We start from the raw sequence: 18,670 nt of genomic DNA on the forward strand, positions 1-18,670 counted from the left end.
CACGCACAGCACCCGCAACACCCGCGCACCCGCAACGCGCCCGCACCCGAAGGAGCACCGGCATGCACCGACCCGCCCTGTCCCGCAGAGGCTTCCTCCTGACGACCGCCGGCGCGGGCGCCGCCCTCGGCCTCGCGGCCGGCCCCGCCGCCGCCGGCCCCCGGCCCCGCCCGCGCCCCTTCGGCAGGTACGGCTCACCGGCCGCCCGCCGCACCCCGAAGACCCTGTACGTCGACCCGCACGGCCGCGGCGACTTCACCTCCGTCCAGGCCGCCGTGACCGCCGCCGAGGGGCCCGGCTGGACGCTCGTCCTCGCCCCCGGCACCTACCGCGAGACGGTCTCCGTGCCCGCCGACCGCACCGGGGCGACCTGGATCGGTGCCGGTGCGGACCCGCGCGACACCGTCATCGTCTTCGACAACGCGGCCGGCACGCCCAAGCCCGACGGCTCCGGCACCCACGGCACCAGCGGTTCCGCCACCACCACCGTGCGGGCCGACGGCTTCACGGCCCACCGGATCACCTTCGCCAACGACTGGCTGCGCGCCGACCACCCCGGCTTCACCGGCACCCAGGCCGTCGCGATCAAGGTCCAGGGCGACCGCTCGGCGTTCCACCACTGCCGCTTCCTCGGCCACCAGGACACCCTCTACGCCGACACCCGCGACCTCGGCCACTTCGCCCGCCAGTACTACGCCCACTGCTATGTCGAGGGCGACGTCGACTTCGTCTTCGGCCGGGCGACGGCCGTGTACGAGCGCTGCCACTTCCGCACCCTGGTCCGCACCGACCTGTCCGGCGCCCCCCACGGCTTCGTGTTCGCCCCGTCCACGGCGGGCGCCAACCCGCGCGGCTACCTCGTCACGCGCGGCCGGATCAGCAGCGAGGCCCCCGACGGCTACTACAAGCTGGCCCGCCCCTGGGTGCCCAGTTCCGACACCACCGCCCGCCCGATGCTCACCGTGCGCGAGACCCACCTCGGCGCGGGCATCGACGCGGTCGCCCCCTACGCCAACATGCGGGACGCCCACCCGTGGCAGGAGCAGCGGTTCCGGGAGTACCGCAACACCGGCCCCGGCGCCGTGGTCACCGTCCCGGAGAACCGGCCCCGGCTCACCCGCGCCGAGGCCGCGTCGCACACCCGGGAGGCGTACCTCGGCGACTGGCGGCCGTATGACCGCCGGCGGTGACCCGCCCGACGGCACGGCCGCCGCGCTGCCCGGGTTCCACCCGGCGCTCAAGGACGAGCTGACCTTCCCGCTCGCCTGGGGGACCTCGCCGGTACGGGACTTCGAGGCGTGGCGGCGCACCGCCCGCGCCACCGTGGAGGCGCACCTCCTCGTCGACCGGCAGGACGACACCCCCTACGCCCCCGAGTTCACCGCCCGCGAGGACGGCGACGGCTGCACACGCGAGCTGGTCACCCTCTCCCTCACCCGCTACGGACGGGTCCGCGGCGCCCTGCTCACCCCGCACGGCGCCGGGCCCTTCCCGGCCGTGCTGCTCCTGCACGACCACGGCTCCCGCTTCGACATCGGCAAGGAGAAACTGGTCCGGCCCTGGTACGACGACACCCGGCTCGCCGCCGCCGTCGACTGGGCGGACCGGCACTTCGACGGACGCTTCCCCGGCGACGAACTGGCCCGGCGCGGCTACGTGGTGTTCTGCGCCGACGCCCTGGGCTGGGGCGACCGCGAACCACTCGCCTACGAGCGGCAGCAGGCCCTCGCCAGCAACCTCTTCCACCTCGGCAGTTCGCTGGCCGGGCTGCTGGCCCGCGAGGACCAGCGCGCCGCGGGCTTCCTGGCCGGCCTCGACCGCGTGGACGCCCGCCGGGTCGCGGCGGCCGGCTTCTCCATGGGCGGCTACCGCGCCTGGCAGACGGCCGCCCTCAGCGACGACGTCGCCGCCGCGGTCAGCGTGTGCTGGATGACCGGCCTGAAGGGGATGCTGGTGCCCGGCAACAACACCCTGCGCGGGCAGTCCGCGTTCCACATGCTGCACCCCGGGCTCGCCCGCCACCTCGACCTGCCCGACGTGGCGAGCATCGCCGCACCGAAGCCGATGCTGTTCCTCGGCGGTGAACAGGACCCCCTGTTCACCGCCGAGGGCGTCCGCACCGCCTACGCCCGGCTGCGTGCCGTCTGGCACTCCCGCGGCGCCGCCGGCCGGCTGCGCACGGAGACCTGGCCGGACGTGGGGCACGCCTTCCCGCGGCGCATGCAGGACGAGGCGTTCGCCTGGCTGGAGTCGGTCACCGCCGCACCGGACTGACCGACCCGAGGGCCGGCACCACCGGCTCGATCGTGCCGTCCGCCGCGAAGCGCAGCCGGTCGACCGTGGTCTCCCGGTGCGTGCCGTCCCCGCCGGGCCTGCCGGGGCCGTTCAGGGCGAACCGGTGGTAGACGATGTACCAGTCGTCGGTGCCGGGGGTGTTGACCACGGAGTGGTGGCCGGTGCCGAGGATGCCGTACTCCGGGCGCGTGGACAGGATCGTGCCCCGCTCGGTCCACGGGCCGAGCGGGGTCGGGCCGGTCGCGTAGGCGACGTGGTAGTCCTCGCTGCGGGTGTCGTCCTCGGACCACATGAAGAAGTAGGTCCCGTCGCGTTTCACCACGAAGGACCCCTCACGGAAGTCGTCCGGGGTGATGTCCTGCACGCGCGACGCGTCGGACGACACCATGCCGTCGTTCAGCGGGACGACGTAGCCGCGCCCGTTGCCCCAGTACAGGTACGACGTGCCGTCGTCGTCCGTGAGGACGGCCGGGTTCCCTCGGAGTGTCACCAGTGTGTGTCGGCGCGTCAACAGGACGGCCGTGCCCGAAAGTTCCGGGACGGACAGGGGAACGCCCCCCGCCGGTCGTCACCGGCGGGGGGCGTTCGACGGGCCGGCCGAGGGGGGCTCGGACGGCGCGCACCGGCCCGGGGGGCGGGCCGGTGGATCAGGGGCACCCGAGTGCGGTCACTCGTAGCGGATGTCGGAGGCGGTGAAGTCGCACGTCTTGCCGTACGGGCCGACCGGGGAGAGCTTCTTGGGCTCCTTGCCGCTGCTGTTGCCCTCGTAGCGGGCGCAGGTCTCGATCTTCTTCTTGCCGTCACCGTGGATGCGGACGTTGCGCAGGGCCGCCGTGTCGCCGTAGTTCTGGTTGACGCCGACGATCGACTTGCCGGGCGCGGTGATGTCCACGTCGTTGATGATGATGGTGCGCTTGTACTGCTTCTTGCAGTTGCCGCAGGAGCGCACCAGCTTGCCGAAGTTCTCGACCCGGAACTTCGAGACGACGAGCTTGCCCGCGCCGTTGAACTGGAGCACCTTGTCGTCGGCGTTCTTCGCGCCGCCGCCGTACACCGTGTACACCGCCGAGGGCGAGGTGCCCTTGAAGCTGGCGGCGTCCTCGCCGACGTCCAGCCACCACACGTTCTGCAGCGTGCAGGAGCCCTTGCAGTGGACGCCGTCGGCCGCGGGGGTGCCGATGATGACGTTCTTCAGCGTGGCACCGTCCGCCAGCTCGAAGACCGGGTCCTGGCCCTCGTCCTGGCCGTCGCCGCCCAGGTCGCCGGTGCCGTAGAACTTCTTCATCCCGCCGTCGTACGTCCCCTTGACCGGGATCGTCGACGAGACGGGCTTGCTGCCGGTGTCCTCGGGCCAGGACGACGCGGCACCCGCGGTGGACAGCATCGTCGTGGTGACGATCGCCGCTCCGGTGAGGCCGAACGCAGCGGTTCCGGCGATCACCGCCCGCCGCTTGGTGATCCGGCGGCGGTGGCGGACGCGCTGTTCAGCTCGTGCAGTCATGCCCATGTTCCTTGCGTGGGGAGAGGATCTTTACGCTTCCTGGTCGCCACCGGTGCGGAATGGGTTGCCGGGTCTTCGGATCTTTTTCACGAACCGTCGTCGCGGGGTGCGAAGTCGCCCTTCACCGAGAGCCGTTCGGACCCGGCGGTGGCCGTCGCGGTGTAGCGGTCGCCGTGCGCGTCCCGGCCGCCGCGCTCGTGGTTGTACTGGCCGGCGAACATCCACTCGCCCGCCGGGACCGTCCGGCCCTCCTTGAGCGTCCACCGGTGGACGAGGAAACCGTCCCGCTCCTCGCGCGTGAACGTGAAGTCGTCCTCCGGCAGCGACCGCCATGCGCCGGTGGAGGTGACACCGCCGGTCTGCGCCACCCTGAGCTCGACGGTGAGCGCGGTCAGCGGCTCACCGGTCTTCAGGGTCACGTTGCTCTGTGCCCAGAATTCGTTGCTGTGCGGGTCCACCGAGCCGTCCGACCACAGCGGGCCGTCCTCGACGCCGGAGGCGGGCGGCCGGGCGGTTCCGGTGCCGGTCGGCGGCCCGGAGGACGCGGGGGTCTCCGGGGCCGTCGGCTCGGGCGGGGCGGTCGGCGTCGGGTCGGCCGGCGGGGCGGGCGCCCGGCTCGTGGTGGCGTCCGGTGACGGCGCGGGGGCCGGAGAGGCGGTGACCGAGCGCTGCGGGGGAGCGTCGTCCTTCACCGCCGACGCGACCGCGTACCCGCCGACCGCGAGGACTCCCGCCACCGCGGCCGTGGCACCGGCCACCCGCGCCCAGCCCAGCAGCGGCGGACGCGCCGCCCGGTGCTGCCCGGGGCGGTCCTGGCCCTGGCCCGCCATGCCGCGCTCGACCCGGGCCAGGATGCGCGCCCGGTCGGGCTCGTGTGCCCCGGCCGCCTCGTGCAACCGGGTGCGCAGCTCCTCGTCCCGGTCCAGCTGCCCGGTCATCGGTTCCTTCCCGCGGCCTCACCACTGCGCGCGACCGCCGCGTGCACCTGTTTCTGAGCTTCCCGTGTGCCGAGCAACCGCTGCAGTTCGGCCATTCCCTTCGATGTCTGGCTCTTCACCGTACCCACCGAGACGCCCAGGGCGAGCGCCGTGTCCTTCTCGGAGAGGTCGAACGCGTGCCGCAGCACCACACATGCCCGCTTGCGGAACGGCAGCCGGCGCAGCGCCTCCTGGACGTCCACCACTCCCGCGACGTCCGGGTTCTCCGTCTTCTCCTCGCGCTGCGACCAGAACAGGGCGATCCGTCTGCGCTCGCGCACGGCGGTGCGGACGCGGGTGCGGGCGAGGTTGGCGACGACACCGCGCGCGTACGCCGCCGGATGGTCGGCCGCGCGGACCCGGTCCCAGCGGTGCCACAGGGCGAGCAGGGCGTCCGCGGCGAGGTCGTCGGCCGCGTCCGGCTCGCCCGTCAGCAGGTGGGCGAGCCGCGAGAGTTCGGCGTAGTGGCGCTCGAAGAAGGCGTGGAACTCCACGGAGGCGGCGTCGTCGACGACTGTCTCCACAGGCGGACTCTCCTCGCAGCGGCTTCCCCGGCGTCGAACAGCCGTGCGCCGGGCGGGAATCCGGAACTGTAGCAGCGTCCGGCGTACCGGCCGTACGGTGAGCCGAACGCCGTGTGACAGGGCGAACCCGCCGGGGTCCCGTCGGCCGGGGCTAGCTCTTCAGCGCCGCCTCCATCATCGCCTTGGCCACCGGGGCCGCCAGTCCGTTGCCGCTGACCTCGGAGCGGGCCGCGTCGGACTGCTCGATGATGACCGCCACGGCGACCTCCTCGTCCGACGAGTCGGACTTGGCGTACGACGTGAACCAGGCGTACGGGGTCTTGCTGTTGTTCTCGCCGTGCTGGGCCGTGCCCGTCTTGCCGCCCACGGTCGCGCCGGAGATCTGCGCGTTCGACCCGGTGCCCTTCTCGACGACGGTCTCCATCGCCGACTGCAGCTGTTCGGCGGTGGCGGAGCTGACGATCCGCTTCGAGTCCGCGTCGCCGTAGTCCTCCAGGACGTCACCGCCGCTGTCGGTGATCTGCGACACCATGTGCGGGGAGACCAGCTCGCCGCCGTTGGCGAGGGCCGCCGACACCATCGCCATCTGCAGCGGCGTCGCCGTCACGTCGAACTGGCCGATGCCGGTCAGGGCGGTCGACGACTTGTTCATGTCCTCCGGGAACACGCTGGTGTAGGCCCGCACCGGCACGTCCTGCGTCTCGTCGTTGAAGCCGAACTTCTCGGCCGTCGCCCGCAGCTCGTCCTGACCGAGGTCGACGGCCATCTTCGCGAAGACGTTGTTGCACGAGTACTGCAGCGCGGTGCGGATCGTGGCGTTCTCGCAGGGTGCGTTCGAGTTCTCGTTCGTCAGGTCGGTCACGGTGCCCGGCAGCGTGTACGGGTCCGGGCTGTCGGTGCTCTCGTCCACCGACCCGTACAGCCCGTCCTCCAGCGCGGCGGCGGCCACGACCAGCTTGAACGTCGAACCCGGCGGCAGCGGCTGGCGCAGCGCGCGGTTGGTCAGCGGCTTGTCCGGGTCGCCGGTGAGCCTCTCCCACGCCTCACCGGCGGTGTTGGCGTCGGTCAGCGAGCCCGGGTCGTACGACGGGGTCGACACGACCGACAGGATCCGGCCCGTCTTCGGGTCGATCGCGACGGCGGCGCCCTTCGTCCCGCCCAGCGCCTCGAGCCCTGCCTTCTGCACGTCCGGGTCGATCGTCGTGACCACGTTGCCCGGCTCGGCCCGGGTGCCGGTGACGGTGTCCATCACCGTCTTCAGCCGCGGGTCGGTGCCGTTGAGCAGGTCCTGGTAGATGCCCTCCAGCTGCGTCGGCGCGTACGCCTGTGAGGCGTAGCCCGTCACCGCCGCGTACAGGCCGCCCTCCTCGTACGTGCGCTTGTAGGCGAGGTCGCTCCCCTCCGTCGGCGCCGAACCGGTGACCGACCGGCCGGCCACGATGATGTTCCCGAGCGGCTCCGCGTACGTCTCGATCGCGTTGCGCCGGTTTGCCTTGTCGTCCGCGAGTGCCCGGCCGTCGTAGAACTGCACCCAGGTCGCCCTGATCAGCAGAGCGAACACCAGGAGCAGCGTGAAGACCGATGCGCGCCTGATCGTCTTGTTCATCCCGGTGACAGGACGAACAGGCGGGAGCGAATCGTTCCCATCCGCCCTGTTTTCTCATCTTCCGTTCATGAAGCCGGCTTCGTGAAGCCCGCCTCGTAGGCCCGGATCACCGCCTGGGTGCGGTCCCGGGTGCCGGTCTTGGCCAGCACCGACGCGACATGGGTCTTCACCGTGGCCGGCCCCACCCGCATGCGCTCGGCGATCTCCGCGTTGGTCAGTCCGGTCGCCATCAGGCGCAGCACCTCGCGCTCGCGGTCGGTGAGCCGGGCCACCCAGGCGGGCGGGGCCGGGTTCGCGCGGGCGTGCTCGGCCGCCAGCCCGCGCACCGCCGACGGGAACAGCAGCGTGTCGCTGCGCGCCACCAGTCGTACGGCCTGGACGAGTGTGTCGGCGTCGGCACGCTTGAGCAGGAAGCCGGCGGCCCCGGCCCGCAGGGCGTCGTAGACGTAGGAGTCGTTCTCGAAGGTGGTCACGACCACGATGCGGGGCGGTTCGGCGAGCGTGGCGAGGATCTGCTCGGTCGCGCGGATGCCGTCGACCTCGGGCATGCGGACGTCCATCAGGACCACGTCCGGCCGGGTCTCCCGCACCACGGAGACGGCCTCGGCCCCGGTGGCGGCCTCACCGGCGACCTCCAGGTCCGCTTCCGCGGAGAGGATGGCGCGCAGGGCGGTGCGCACCATGCGTTCGTCGTCGGCGAGGACGATCCGGATCGGCGGGCGGGTCATGGGGTCCTCCGCGGGTGGGCCGCACGGGCCCTGTCGGACGGGGCGTGCGGGCTTCTTCGGACGGGGCGTGCGGGACTTCCGGACGGGGTGTGCGGTTGCGTGCGGTCCTGTGCGGCAGGGGTGCGCGGTCCCCGTACCGGCAGGCCGTGCGGCTCCTCCGGGCGGGACGCCCGGCCCCCCGCCGGCGGGCCGGCCCTGTACGGGGGCTGCGGGACGAACCTCCGCGAGGCGCCGGGAACGATGCTCCACGGGCGGGCCGCGGGACGGTCCTCCCCGGGCGGGCCGCCGGCGGGCGGGGCTCCCGGTCCTCTCCGGCCGGTCACGCGCTGCCCCGCAGCGGCAGTCGTACGTGGAGCCGCCACGCCCCCTCGACGGCGCCCGCCTCGGCCGCGCCGCCCAGCAGGCGGGCCCGGTCGGCGATGCCGCGCAGGCCGTGGCCGCCGTGGGGGCGCGGGGCGCGGGCCTCGCCGGTCCCGCCGAGGGGGTTCTCGACGGTGATCCGCAGGTGATCGTCCAGCACATCGACGCGCAGTGCCACGGCGACCTGTCCGCCCGCGTGCTTGAGCGCGTTGCTCAGCCCCTCCTGCACGATGCGGTACGCCTCGCGGGAGACCAGCGGCGGAAGCGCCCCGGGGTCGGCGGCGACGGTGGCCGTCACCCGCAGTCCGCCCGCGCGGACGCGGCGCAGCAGGCCGTCGAGGTCGGCGGCGAGCGTCGGCGCCGGCGCGGTGCCGGGCGCGTCGCCGTCCCGCAGCACACCCAGTACGGCGTCGAGCTCGCCGACCGTGCGGCGGGTGGTGTCCTCGATCGCGGCGAGGGCCTCGCGGACGAACTCCGGGTCGGTGTCCAGGAGACGGCGGGCCGCGCCGGCCTGGAGGGTGACCGCGCTCAGGGCGTGGCCGACGGAGTCGTGCAGCTCGCGCGCGAGCCGGTTGCGGACGGCGAGGTCGGCGGCGCGGGCCTCGGCCGCCGCGACGCGGTCCTCGGGGGAGGCGCCGAGCAGCGCGGGCGCCCAGCGGGCCAGCAGCGTGCCGCAGGCGGCGGCGCATCCGGCGAGCGCGACCAGCATCGCGGCACCCGCGACCGGCGCGAGGGCGAGCGCCCAGGAGTGGTGGAGGACGCCGGGCGGCTCCGCCCAGTCGTCGCGCAGCGCGGGCACGAAGGGCAGCGCGACCAGAGCCGCCGCGAAGGGCGGCACCGTGAGGGACATCCCGGCGACGATCCCGCCGAAGCCGAGGTGCAGCGTGAACCAGGCCGCCGTACGTCCCTTCTCGCCCTTCGTCCGGGCGGGCCCGAAGGCGAGCCGGTCCGCGTCGACGCCGCACAGCCACCGCACGACGCCGGACTCCAGGGGGCGGGTCAGCGGGAACAGCGAGGTGACGGCCGCCAGCGGCAACCCGAGGGCGAACGCGGCCAGTTGCAGGGGGAAGGAGTCGAGGACGTTCGTGACCCCGGTGGCCGGGCCGACGACGACCGAGCCGACGAGGACGTACGGCATGGCGAGCGCGCCGCCGAGGATCAGATGGATCCACCGCAGGCGCGCCCGCCGGCCGAACAGGAACCGGGCGAGTGCGGTCACGGCCGCGTGCCGGTGCCGGCCGACCGGCCGGTGAGGAACCGCGCGCCGACGGCGGCGGGAAGGAAGCCGACGATCATCTGGGCAGCGTAGGTGAGGATCATCAACCGCGTCGGGCGGTCGGCGGGTTCGTCCGGCCCGATCACCGAGGCGAGGAGCATCCAGCCGCCCCAGCGGGCGACCGCACCGGAGCACACCCAGGTCACGGCGCACCCTTGAGCCCGAGATACGGCAGGCAGGCGACGACGGCGACCGCCCGCAGCAGCCGGCGGGTCCGGGAGGCGCCGGCGGACGGTGCGGCCGGGGCGGGGGCGGAGGCGAACGTCTGCGTCATGCCTCCACGCTCCCGCGCGGACGCCCCTGGCACGTCCTGCGCACCGACGATCCGCCTCCGCCGCGCGGCGGAGCGGGTCAGTCCGAGAGGTGGAGCACGAGCTCGTCGATCTCCTCGCCCCGGGCCCGGGCGAATCCCCGGGCCCGGGCACTCGTCTCGAAGCCGCACTTCTCCAGCACGCGCCGCGAACCGTTGTTGTCGGCCGCCGTCCGCGCGTACAGTGGGCGGTCCTTCACCTCGGCGAGCAGGGCCCGCAGCGCCGCGGTGGCCACCCCCCGCCCCCAGTACGCCCGGTCGACCCAGTACGTCACCTCGCGCTCGCCCGGCTCCCCGTACACCGCCGCGCTGCCGATGACGTCACCGTCGCCGAGGATGGTCCGCGCGATGTCGGAGGACGCGCGGATCTTCGCCCAGTGGGCCTCGAAGGCGTCCCGGTCGGCGGGATCCTGTGGGGTGAAGGCCGCCATGCGCAGGGCCTCCGGGTCGTTCATCTGCCGGAAGAAGACGGGCAGGTCGCTGTCGTGTACCTCGCGCAGGGCGATGTGCATGACTCAGAGCCTACGCGTGGCCAGCGTCAGCCGGTCCCGCGCATCGAACAGCGCGTCCTTCACCATCTGTTCGTGGGCGGGCGTCAGCCGTGCCACCGGCACCGAGCAGCTGATCGCGTCCCGGGCGGGCGTGCGGTAGGGGACCGCGACGCCGAAGCAGCGCAGCCCCAGCGTGTTCTCCTCGCGGTCCACGGCGAAGCCCTGCTCCCGCACCTGGTGGAGCTCCTCGATGAGCTTCTCCCGGTCGGTGATCGTGTGCTCGGTCAGCGCGGGCAGCGTCTCCGGGAGCAGCTTGCGGACCTGCTCGTCGCTGTACGTGCTCAGCAGCGCCTTGCCCAGCGACGTCGAGTGCGCGGGCAGCCGGCGGCCGACCCGGGTGAACGGCCGCAGGTAGTGCTGCGACTGGCGGGTGGCCAGGTAGACGACGTTCGTGCCGTCCAGCCGCGCCAGGTGGATGGTCTCCGTGGTGTCGTCGGAGAGCCGGTCCAGCGTCGGCCGCGCCGCCGCGACCACCTCGTCGCCGTCGATGTACGACGTGCCGACCAGCAGCGCCCGCACGCCGATGCCGTACCGCGTGCCCGTGGCGTCCGTCTCCACCCAGCCCAGCTCGACCAGTGTGCGCAGCAGCATGTAGAGACTGGACTTGGGATAGCCGACGGCCTCCTGGACCGACGCGAGGGAGTGCATACCGGGACGTCCGGCGAAGTACTCGAGCAGTTCAACCGTCCGTACGGCGGACTTGACCTGCGCTCCGCCCCCCGTCTCGCCAGTCGACATCGCCCTTGACCCCTTCGTTCGACGAGAAGCTGAAGATATAGTCTCCAACAGCATATTCATCATCAGAGACAGCGTTCAGTATATCGAACGAGTCCGATGCGCAGCACGTCCGATGCAGAGCATGTGGAGGGACCCGCGGTGGCAGCAGCACCAGTCTGGAGTGTCGACCCCCGAACCGGGAAGCAGCGCGAGCAGGTCGCGGTGGAAGCCACGGCCCAGGAGGTGGACGCCGCCGTACGGGCCGCGCACGCCGCCCGGGACGCCCTCGCCGACCGCACCGTCCGCGCGGCCTTCCTGCGCACCGCCGCCGAGGAGCTGAAGGCGGCCGAGAGCACCCTCGTCGAGGCGGCCGACGCGGAGACCGCGCTCGGCCCGGTCCGGCTCACCGGCGAACTCGCCCGCACCTGCTACCAGCTGCGGGCCTTCGCCGACATCGTCGACGAGGGCGAGTTCCTCGGCGTCGTCATCAACCACCCCGACGACACCGCGACCCCGCCGATCCCGGACCTGCGCCGCTACAAGGTGCCCCTGGGCGTCGTCGCCGTCTACTCGGCCTCCAACTTCCCCTTCGCCTTCTCCGTCCCCGGCGGTGACACCGCGAGCGCGCTCGCGGCCGGCTGCCCGGTCGTCGTCAAGGCGCACCCCGACCACCCGGCCCTGTCCGAGCTGGTCGCCGGGGTGCTGCGCCGGGCCGCCGCCCGGCACGACCTCCCCGAGGGCGTCGTCGGCCTCGTGCACGGCTTCGAGGCGGGCATCGAACTGATCAAGCACCCGCTGGTCGCCGCCGCCGGCTTCACGGGTTCCGTCCGCGGTGGCCGCGCGCTGTTCGACGCCGCGGCGGCGCGGCCGGTCCCGATCCCCTTCCACGGCGAGCTCGGTTCGCTGAACCCGGTCGTCGTCACCCAGGCGGCGGCCACCGAGCGGGCGGAGGCGATCGGCGCCGGGCTGGCCGGCTCGATGACGCTGGGCGTCGGCCAGTTCTGCGTGAAGCCCGGCCTGGTCCTGGTGCCTGCGGGCGCCGCCGGTGACGGCCTGGTCAAGTCCCTCACCGACGCGGTCAGTGACACGGACGCCGGGGTGCTGCTCGACCACCGCATGCGGGACAACTTCGTCGCCGGCGTCGCCGAACGCGCGGCGCTGCCCGACGTGGACTGCCCGGTGACGCCGGGCTCGGGCGGCGAGCACACCGTCGCCGCCGGGTTCCTCACCGTGCCGGCCGGGCGGCTGACGGAGCGGGGCGAGCACGACCTGCTCCTCGAGGAGTGCTTCGGACCGGTCACCGTGGTGGCCCGCTACGAGGACGAGGCCGAGGTGCGGGGAGTCCTGTCCCGGCTGCCGGGGAACCTCACGGCGACCGTGCAGCTCTCCGCCGAGGAGGCGGCGGGCCAGGGACGCGGGGCGGAGATCCTCGCGGAGCTCACGCCGCTCGCGGGACGGGTGCTGGTGAACGGCTGGCCCACGGGGGTCGCCGTGGCGGCGGCCCAGCAGCACGGGGGCCCGTACCCGGCGACGACGTCGACGTCCACGTCGGTGGGCGGTACGGCGATCGAGCGGTGGTTGCGGCCGGTCGCGTACCAGGGGACGCCCGAGGCACTGCTTCCCGCCGAGCTGCGGGACGGCAATCCGCTCGGGCTGCCCCGCCGGTTCAACGGGGTGCTCGAGCGATAGCGCCGTCGGGGGCGCGGGTGGTCCGCGGGCCGCGGCACCGCGGTGGCCGCTCGCGCCCACGCGGCGAAGCCGCGGCCCGACGCGGCCCCGCGCCCCCGAGCAGGTACACCCGCCCCGAGAGGATCGACCGATGGACCTGAAACTTCCCGAACTGCCCTTTCCCCTCCGCGCCTACGGCCCCGACGGAGCCTGGTCCTACGAGAACGGTGTCCTCACCGGATCGGCCGGTCCCCGGCAGGACCGCTTCGTGCCGCCGACCGGGGAGGCACTGGAGCCCACGTCCGACGCGCCGCGGCTGCTGGGGCCGCCCGACGGGGACTTCCAGCTGATCGCCCGCGTCACGGTCGGCTTCAAGGGCGCCTTCGACGCCGGGGTCCTCTACGTCCACGTCGGCGAACGGTCCTGGGCCAAGCTGTGCCTGGAGTACTCCCCGGACGTGCCCACCGTCTGCACGGTGGTCACCCGGGGGCACTCCGACGACGTCAACTCCTTCACCGTGGACGGCGACTCCGTCTGGCTGCGGGTCAGCCGCACTGGACGGGCCTTCGCCTTCCACGCCTCCCTCGACGGCGAGCGCTGGACCTTCGTCCGGCTGTTCACCCTGGGCGACGAGGAGGAGACCGGCGCCGCCCTGGTCGGCTTCCTCGCCCAGGCGCCGGTGGGGGAGGGGTGCGAGGTGAGGTACGACCACCTCGAGTTCCGGCCGGCCTGGCCGGCCGACCTGCGCGACGGCAGCTGACGCAACCGCGAGGCCCGGCTTCCGCGTCCTGCGTTGCATGATCAGCGAACGTGTGACCGGAAGCCGGGTGATCCGCACCGTCCTGCCCGCCGAGGCGGAGACCGTCGCCGCCCTGCACGCCCGGGCCAGGGCGACGTACTACCCGGACGGGCTCCCCGACGACGGCTTCGACTGGGTGGCCGTCTGGCGGGGCGCCGTCGAACGGCCCGACGGGCACGTGCTGTGCGCCGTGGAACGGGGCAGCCTCGTCGGCATCGCCTCCTTCCGGGTCCCGGACGACGGCCCGGCGGACACGGTCAGGCTGTTCCAGTTCCACGTCGACCCCGACCACTGGCGCACCGGCATCGGCACCACCCTGCACGCGGCCTGCGTCGAACAGTGGAGCGCCGACGCCAGACGGACGGCCGTCCTGGAGGTACACGTCGACAACCGGCGCGCCCGGGCGTTCTACGCCCGCCGGGGCTGGGTCCCCGACCCGGAGAACCCGCCCGCCGAGGGCGACCACCACCTGTTCCTGCGGTACCGCGTGCCGGGGGAATGAGGCTCCCTGCTTGAACGTTCAGGTACGGGGCGGAGAAGGCCTTCGCACCCGTACGACCTGGAGAAGAGCCGAGACATGCGCGTCGAGATCTGGAGCGACATCGCCTGCCCGTGGTGCTACGTGGGCAAGGCCCGCTTCGAGAAGGCGCTCGCGGCCTTCCCGCACCGTGACGGCGTCGAGGTGGTCCACCGGTCGTTCGAGCTGGACCCCGGGCGGGCCAAGGACGACGTCCAGCCCGTGCTGACGATGCTCACCGCCAAGTACGGCATGAGCGAGGCCCAGGCACAGGCCGGTGAGGACAACCTCGGTGCGCAGGCCGCCGCCGAGGGACTGGACTACCGTACCCGGGACCGTGACCACGGCAGCACCTTCGACATGCACCGGCTGCTGCACCTCGCCAAGGAGCAGGGCCGGCAGGAGGCGCTGCTGGACGCGCTCTACCGGGGCAACTTCGCCGACGAGCGCTCCGTCTTCAACGACGACGAGCGGCTCGTGGAGCTGGCCGTAGCCGCCGGCCTGGACGCGGACGCCGCCCGCGCGGTGCTCGCCGACCCCGCCGCGTACGCCGAGGAGGTGCGCGCCGACGAGCGCGAGGCCGCGCAGCTCGGCGCCACCGGCGTGCCGTTCTTCGTGCTCGACCGGACGTACGGAGTCTCCGGCGCCCAGCCCGCCGAGGTCTTCGCCCAGGCGCTGACGCAGGCGTGGGGCGAGCGTACGCCGCTGAGGCTGATCGACGACGGGGGCGCCGAGGCGTGCGGTCCGGACGGGTGCGCGGTGCCCCGGAACTGATACTCCAGGTGGAGCAGTCGCATCAGCGTTCCTTGGAGGAACCGCGTAGGAATACGCGATGGACGGGTAGGTCGCCGGGCGGCACAGTGGCCTCATGGAGAGCTTCGAGAACCTCGTCCGTACCGAGTTCGCCCCGAAGACCACGTACCTGAACACCGCCAGTACCGGCCTGCTCCCCGCCCGGACCCTCGTCGCGATGCGTGACGCGGCGGCGTCCGCGGCGGCCGGGCAGCCGCTCGACATGTTCGCCGACGTCGAGGCGTCCCGGTCCGTCTTCGCCCGGCTCCTGGGGGTGCCCGCCACCCGGGTCGCGGCCGGCGCGTCGGTCGCCACGTTCAGCGGGCTCGTCGCCGCGTCGCTGCCCGCGGGCGCCGAAGTCCTCACCGCGGAGGCCGACTTCAGCTCCCTGGTGAACCCCCTGTACACGCGCGGCGACCTGAAGGTGCGCAGCGTGCCGCTGGAGCGGATCGCGGAGTCGGTCGGTCCGCAGACCGTGCTCGTCGCGGTCAGCTCCGTCCAGTCCGCCGACGGGCGGATCGCCGACCTGGCGGCGCTGCGGGACGCCGCACGGACGCACGGTGCTCGGACGCTGGTCGACGCCTCGCAGTCCAACGGGTGGCTGCCGCTGGCCGCGGACGACTTCGACTACGTGGCCGCCGTCGCCTACAAGTGGGCGCTCTGCCCGCGCGGCGTGGCCTTCCTCGTCGTACCGGAGGACCTGGGAGAGTCGGCCGGACTGACGCCGCTGTTCGCAGGGTGGGCGTCCGGTGAGCGCCCCTGGGACAGCTGTTACGGCCCCGTCGAGGAACTCGCGCACTCCGCACGGCGCTTCGACGAGAGCCCGGCCCTCTTCTCCTACACGGGCGCCCGGCACTCCCTGGCCCTGATCGAGGAACTCGGCGTGGACGCCGTGCATGCCCACGACACCGCCCTCGCCGACCGGTTCCGGCAGGGACTGGGCTCCCTGGGGCACGAGCCGGTGCCCGCGCCGGGCTCCGCGATCGTCTCCGTGCCCGGGCTCGGCCACCGGCAGGGCGATCTGAGCCGGGCCGGCGTCCAGGTCTCCGACCGGGCGGGCCGTCTGCGGGCCGCGTTCCACCTCTACAACACGGCGGCGGACGTCGACCGGCTGCTGGACGTGCTGGCGGGCTGAGACGGCCGGACCGAAGTCGGCCGGGCACGAAGGCAGCCGGGACGGCCGGGCCGGGACAGCATCGGGCAGGGGCCTCCCGTCCCACACGAGAAGGCCCCTGCCCGGGTTCAGGTGGGGGTCATTTCACCGGGGCGAAGCCCCGAGCCCCGATGCCGTGTCGTCCGGGGGGGGGCGACCCCCGGGCCCCCGGCCGAGTCGGGTCACCGGACGGGCGTGAAGTCCCGCGCCCCGATGAACTCCGGCCGCCGGATCGGTGCCGCGAACGGCTCGACCGCCGTGTTCTCCACGCTGTTGAACACGATGAACACGTTGCTGCGCGGGAACGGCGTGATGTTGTCGCCCGACCCGTGCATGCAGTTGCAGTCGAACCAGGTCGCCGAGCCGGCCTTGCCGGTGAACAGCTTGATGCCGTACTCCGACGCCATCTTCGTCAGCGCCTCGTCGGACGGCGTCCCCGCGTCCTGCATCTGCAGGGACTTCTTGTAGTTGTCCTTCGGCGTGGCCCCCGCGCACCCGAGGAACGTCCTGTGCGACCCCGGCATGATCATGAGTCCGCCGTTGGTGTCGTAGTTCTCGGTGAGCGCGATCGAGACCGAGATGGTGCGCATGTTCGGCAGGCCGTCCTCGGCGTGCCAGGTCTCGAAGTCCGAGTGCCAGTAGAAGCCGCTCGCCCCGAAGCCCGGCTTGACGTTGATCCGCGACTGGTGGACGTAGACGTCCGAGCCGAGGATCTGCCGGGCCCGTCCGACCACGCGCTCGTCGCGCACCAGCTTGGCGAACACCTCGCTGATCTTGTGCACCTCGAAGACCGACCGGATCTCCTTGGACTGCGGCTCGACGATCGAGCGCTCGTCCGCGCGGATGGCCGGGTCCGTGGTGAGCCGCTCCAGCTCGCGCCGGTAGACGTCGACCTCGTCCGGACCGATGAGCTGGTCGATGGCGAGGAAACCGTCGCGGTCCAGGGCCTGCAGGTCACCGGCCGAGACCGGGCCGGGCGTGTCCGGGGAGCCCCAGACGACCGGGTCCTGCCGGGGGGTTGCCACCTCGGTGGCGCCGCGGGTGGGGTAGAGGTCGGTGACGTTCGTGGTCGTGGTGGTCACGGTGACTCACACCTCCTCGGTGAGCAGCGGGTAGACGCCGTTCTCGTCGTGGTCCTCCCGTCCGGTCACGGGCGGGTTGAAGACGCAGATGCAGTGGAAGTCCTCCTTGACCTTGAGCGTGTGCCGCTCATGGCCGTCCAGGAGGTACATGGTCCCCGGTGTGATGTGGTACGTCTTCCCCGTTTCGCGGTCGGTCAGTTCGGCGTCGCCCTTGGTGCAGACGACGGCCTCGATGTGGTTCGCGTACCACATCGACGTCTCCGTACCCGCGTACAGGATCGTCTCGTGGACGGAGAAGCCGACCTTCTCCTTGGCCAGGACGATGCGCTTGCTCTCCCAGGTGCCGGACGCCGACTTCACGTGCCGGTCGGTGCCTTCGATCTCCTTGAACGAACGGACGATCACGGTGTTGCGATGCCTCCTAGGTGAAGGGTGTGCAAGGGTCCCCGGCGCCCTCGGCCCGCGGGCCGAAGGCGCCGGAAGCAGTGGTGCCGTCAGGCGGTCTCGCGCACGGCCCGGGCGAGGGTCTTCATGCCCTCGTCCAGCTCGTCGGGCGTGATGGTGAGCGCCGGGAGCAGCTTGACGACCTCGCTCTCGGGGCCGGACGTCTCGATGAGCAGCCCGAGTTCGAAGGCGCGCGCCGCGACCCTCCCCGCGCGGGCCTTGTCGTGGAACTCCAGGCCCCAGACCAGGCCGCGGCCCCGGTACTCCTTGATGTCGGCGAGGTTCTCCTCGGTGATGGCGATCATGTGCTGCTCGACCTGCTCGCCGCGCTTGCGGGTCTGCTTCTCCATCGCCGACCCGTCGGCCCAGTACGCCTCCAGCGTGGCGGTCGCCGTGACGAAGGCGGGGTTGTTGCCGCGGAAGGTGCCGTTGTGCTCGCCCGGCTCCCAGACGTCCAGTTCGGGCTTGAACAGGGTCAGCGCCATGGGCAGGCCGTAGCCGCTGATCGACTTGGAGACGGTGACGATGTCCGGCGTGATGCCCGCCTCCTCGAAGGAGAAGAAGGCACCGGTACGGCCGCAGCCCATCTGGATGTCGTCGACGATGAGCAGCATGTCCTGGCGTTCGCACAGCTCGGACAGGGCGCGCAGCCACTCGGCCCGGGCGACGTTGATGCCGCCCTCGCCCTGCACCGTCTCGACGATCACGGCGGCCGGCTTGTTGAGGCCGGAGCCCTGGTCCTCGAGCAGCCGCTCGAACCACAGGAAGTCCTCGACGGTGCCGTCGAAGTAGTTGTCGAACGGCATGGGCGTGCCGTGCACCAGCGGGATGCCGGCGCCGGCCCGCTTGAACGCGTTGCCGGTCACGGCGAGCGAGCCCAGCGACATGCCGTGGAAGGCGTTGGTGAACGACACGATCGACTCGCGCCCCTTCACCTTCCGCGCCAGCTTGAGCGCGGACTCCACGGCGTTGGTGCCCGTCGGGCCGGGGAACATGACCTTGTACGGCAGGTCACGCGGGCGCAGGACGAGGTTCTGGAACGTCTCCAGGAAGCGGCGCTTGGCGGTGGTCGACATGTCGAGCCCGTGCGTGACGCCGTCCCGCTCCAGGTAGTCGATCAGCGCGCGTTTCAGCACGGCGTTGTTGTGCCCGTAGTTGAGCGAGCCCGCTCCGGCGAAGAAGTCGAGGTACTCGTGGCCGTCCTCGTCGTACATGCGGCTGCCGAGCGCGCGGTCGAAGACGGTGGGCCAGCCGCGGCAGTAGCTGCGCACCTCGGACTCGACGGTCTCGAAGACACTGAGGTCGGGCTGGGTGATGGTCACGACGAAATCGCTCCTCGTGGGATGAGGGTGGGAGAGGAAGGTCGTACG

The 18,670-nt window shown here is 72.7% G+C and carries 20 protein-coding genes and 1 pseudogene; 7 read left to right on the forward strand and 14 right to left on the reverse strand.

What is annotated here, in order from left to right; all coding sequences use genetic code 11:
• Positions 1-62 precede the first annotated feature (62 nt).
• Positions 63-1,190: a pectinesterase family protein gene (locus tag ACP4IX_RS14825; protein ID WP_426555749.1), complete on the forward strand. Its 1,128-nt coding sequence runs from the start codon at positions 63-65 to the stop codon at positions 1,188-1,190.
• Positions 1,174-2,274, forward strand: a complete 1,101-nt coding sequence (locus ACP4IX_RS14830) for a dienelactone hydrolase family protein (RefSeq protein WP_426555750.1) — start codon at positions 1,174-1,176, stop codon at positions 2,272-2,274. Before ACP4IX_RS14825 ends, ACP4IX_RS14830 begins: the two co-directional genes overlap by 17 nt.
• Here the strand turns inward: ACP4IX_RS14830 and ACP4IX_RS14835 are convergent.
• From ACP4IX_RS14835 to ACP4IX_RS14885, 11 genes and pseudogenes are all read right to left on the reverse strand, one after another.
• Positions 2,255-2,770: pseudogene (locus tag ACP4IX_RS14835) on the reverse strand (family 43 glycosylhydrolase); the annotation flags it as partial. The gene ACP4IX_RS14830 and the pseudogene ACP4IX_RS14835 sit on opposite strands and share 20 nt — an antisense overlap.
• A 192-nt stretch (positions 2,771-2,962) precedes the next feature.
• A complete protein-coding gene (locus tag ACP4IX_RS14840; protein ID WP_426519284.1) occupies positions 2,963-3,796 on the reverse strand; it encodes a pectate lyase in 834 nt (277 codons plus the stop codon).
• 86 nt (positions 3,797-3,882) lie between these two features.
• Positions 3,883-4,734 carry a hypothetical protein gene (locus tag ACP4IX_RS14845; RefSeq protein WP_426555751.1) on the reverse strand — a complete coding sequence of 284 codons (852 nt, stop codon included), beginning with the start codon at positions 4,732-4,734 and terminating at the stop codon, positions 3,883-3,885.
• Entirely contained in the window at positions 4,731-5,297 is a 567-nt protein-coding gene (locus ACP4IX_RS14850; protein ID WP_426555752.1) for a SigE family RNA polymerase sigma factor, read from the reverse strand. The genes ACP4IX_RS14845 and ACP4IX_RS14850 overlap by 4 nt, the downstream gene beginning before the upstream one ends.
• Positions 5,298-5,448: 151 nt before the next feature.
• A complete protein-coding gene (locus ACP4IX_RS14855; protein WP_426555753.1) occupies positions 5,449-6,903 on the reverse strand; it encodes a peptidoglycan D,D-transpeptidase FtsI family protein in 1,455 nt (484 codons plus the stop codon).
• Between the two features lie 65 nt (positions 6,904-6,968).
• The gene (locus ACP4IX_RS14860; protein WP_426519292.1) at positions 6,969-7,631 is read right to left on the reverse strand and encodes a response regulator; all 663 of its coding nucleotides are present in this window, start codon (positions 7,629-7,631) and stop codon (positions 6,969-6,971) included.
• A 319-nt stretch (positions 7,632-7,950) separates the two neighbouring features.
• Positions 7,951-9,210: a sensor histidine kinase gene (locus tag ACP4IX_RS14865; protein ID WP_426555754.1), complete on the reverse strand. Its 1,260-nt coding sequence runs from the start codon at positions 9,208-9,210 to the stop codon at positions 7,951-7,953.
• The gene (locus ACP4IX_RS14870; RefSeq protein WP_426555755.1) at positions 9,207-9,413 is read right to left on the reverse strand and encodes a hypothetical protein; all 207 of its coding nucleotides are present in this window, start codon (positions 9,411-9,413) and stop codon (positions 9,207-9,209) included. Before ACP4IX_RS14870 ends, ACP4IX_RS14865 begins: the two co-directional genes overlap by 4 nt.
• Positions 9,410-9,541 carry a hypothetical protein gene (locus ACP4IX_RS14875; RefSeq protein WP_426555756.1) on the reverse strand — a complete coding sequence of 44 codons (132 nt, stop codon included), beginning with the start codon at positions 9,539-9,541 and terminating at the stop codon, positions 9,410-9,412. The genes ACP4IX_RS14870 and ACP4IX_RS14875 overlap by 4 nt, the downstream gene beginning before the upstream one ends.
• A gap of 77 nt (positions 9,542-9,618) precedes the next feature.
• Positions 9,619-10,089, reverse strand: coding sequence for a GNAT family N-acetyltransferase (locus tag ACP4IX_RS14880; RefSeq protein WP_426519300.1), 471 nt, complete (start codon positions 10,087-10,089; stop codon positions 9,619-9,621).
• A gap of 3 nt (positions 10,090-10,092) precedes the next feature.
• Positions 10,093-10,866 (reverse strand): IclR family transcriptional regulator, encoded by a 774-nt coding sequence (locus ACP4IX_RS14885; protein WP_426519302.1) that lies wholly within the window; start codon positions 10,864-10,866, stop codon positions 10,093-10,095.
• Between the two features lie 138 nt (positions 10,867-11,004).
• Between ACP4IX_RS14885 and ACP4IX_RS14890 the strand changes: the two genes are divergently transcribed.
• The 5 genes from ACP4IX_RS14890 (at position 11,005) to ACP4IX_RS14910 (ending at position 15,756) form a co-directional block, all read left to right on the forward strand.
• A complete protein-coding gene (locus ACP4IX_RS14890) occupies positions 11,005-12,534 on the forward strand; it encodes an aldehyde dehydrogenase (NADP(+)) (RefSeq protein WP_426519304.1) in 1,530 nt (509 codons plus the stop codon).
• 130 nt (positions 12,535-12,664) lie between these two features.
• Positions 12,665-13,273 (forward strand): DUF1349 domain-containing protein, encoded by a 609-nt coding sequence (locus tag ACP4IX_RS14895; protein WP_426519306.1) that lies wholly within the window; start codon positions 12,665-12,667, stop codon positions 13,271-13,273.
• Positions 13,274-13,310: 37 nt separating this feature from the next.
• Positions 13,311-13,814: an N-acetyltransferase family protein gene (locus ACP4IX_RS14900; protein WP_426555757.1), complete on the forward strand. Its 504-nt coding sequence runs from the start codon at positions 13,311-13,313 to the stop codon at positions 13,812-13,814.
• Between the two features lie 75 nt (positions 13,815-13,889).
• Positions 13,890-14,603 (forward strand): DsbA family oxidoreductase, encoded by a 714-nt coding sequence (locus ACP4IX_RS14905; RefSeq protein WP_426519310.1) that lies wholly within the window; start codon positions 13,890-13,892, stop codon positions 14,601-14,603.
• 94 nt (positions 14,604-14,697) lie between these two features.
• Positions 14,698-15,756, forward strand: coding sequence for an aminotransferase class V-fold PLP-dependent enzyme (locus ACP4IX_RS14910; RefSeq protein ID WP_426555758.1), 1,059 nt, complete (start codon positions 14,698-14,700; stop codon positions 15,754-15,756).
• A 200-nt stretch (positions 15,757-15,956) separates the two neighbouring features.
• On the opposite strand, the gene thpD is transcribed toward ACP4IX_RS14910, so the two are convergent.
• The 3 genes from thpD to ectB form a co-directional block, all read right to left on the reverse strand.
• Positions 15,957-16,856: an ectoine hydroxylase gene (gene thpD / locus ACP4IX_RS14915; RefSeq protein ID WP_426519314.1), complete on the reverse strand. Its 900-nt coding sequence runs from the start codon at positions 16,854-16,856 to the stop codon at positions 15,957-15,959.
• Positions 16,857-16,862: 6 nt separating this feature from the next.
• Positions 16,863-17,261, reverse strand: a complete 399-nt coding sequence (locus tag ACP4IX_RS14920; protein ID WP_217144727.1) for an ectoine synthase — start codon at positions 17,259-17,261, stop codon at positions 16,863-16,865.
• An 89-nt stretch (positions 17,262-17,350) separates the two neighbouring features.
• Positions 17,351-18,622 carry a diaminobutyrate--2-oxoglutarate transaminase gene (ectB, locus tag ACP4IX_RS14925; RefSeq protein ID WP_426555759.1) on the reverse strand — a complete coding sequence of 424 codons (1,272 nt, stop codon included), beginning with the start codon at positions 18,620-18,622 and terminating at the stop codon, positions 17,351-17,353.
• Between the last annotated feature and the right edge of the window lie 48 nt (positions 18,623-18,670).

Origin of the sequence: Streptomyces sp. WG5 (assembly GCF_049974565.1) — a bacterium.
GTDB lineage: Bacteria > Actinomycetota > Actinomycetes > Streptomycetales > Streptomycetaceae > Streptomyces.

Bases quoted from the DNA above. Each gene is read 5' to 3' on its own strand.
- ACP4IX_RS14825 (WP_426555749.1), top strand. From the start codon at position 63: ATGCACCGACCCGCCCTGTCCCGCAGAGGCTTCCTCCTGACGACCGCC.
- ACP4IX_RS14830 (WP_426555750.1), top strand. From the start codon at position 1,174: ATGACCGCCGGCGGTGACCCGCCCGACGGCACGGCCGCCGCGCTGCCC.
- ACP4IX_RS14840 (WP_426519284.1), bottom strand. From the start codon at position 3,796: ATGACTGCACGAGCTGAACAGCGCGTCCGCCACCGCCGCCGGATCACC.
- ACP4IX_RS14845 (WP_426555751.1), bottom strand. From the start codon at position 4,734: ATGACCGGGCAGCTGGACCGGGACGAGGAGCTGCGCACCCGGTTGCAC.
- ACP4IX_RS14855 (WP_426555753.1), bottom strand. From the start codon at position 6,903: ATGAACAAGACGATCAGGCGCGCATCGGTCTTCACGCTGCTCCTGGTG.
- ACP4IX_RS14860 (WP_426519292.1), bottom strand. From the start codon at position 7,631: ATGACCCGCCCGCCGATCCGGATCGTCCTCGCCGACGACGAACGCATG.
- ACP4IX_RS14875 (WP_426555756.1), bottom strand. From the start codon at position 9,541: ATGACGCAGACGTTCGCCTCCGCCCCCGCCCCGGCCGCACCGTCCGCC.
- ACP4IX_RS14880 (WP_426519300.1), bottom strand. From the start codon at position 10,089: ATGCACATCGCCCTGCGCGAGGTACACGACAGCGACCTGCCCGTCTTC.
- ACP4IX_RS14885 (WP_426519302.1), bottom strand. From the start codon at position 10,866: ATGTCGACTGGCGAGACGGGGGGCGGAGCGCAGGTCAAGTCCGCCGTA.
- ACP4IX_RS14895 (WP_426519306.1), top strand. From the start codon at position 12,665: ATGGACCTGAAACTTCCCGAACTGCCCTTTCCCCTCCGCGCCTACGGC.
- ACP4IX_RS14900 (WP_426555757.1), top strand. From the start codon at position 13,311: ATGATCAGCGAACGTGTGACCGGAAGCCGGGTGATCCGCACCGTCCTG.
- ACP4IX_RS14905 (WP_426519310.1), top strand. From the start codon at position 13,890: ATGCGCGTCGAGATCTGGAGCGACATCGCCTGCCCGTGGTGCTACGTG.
- ACP4IX_RS14910 (WP_426555758.1), top strand. From the start codon at position 14,698: ATGGAGAGCTTCGAGAACCTCGTCCGTACCGAGTTCGCCCCGAAGACC.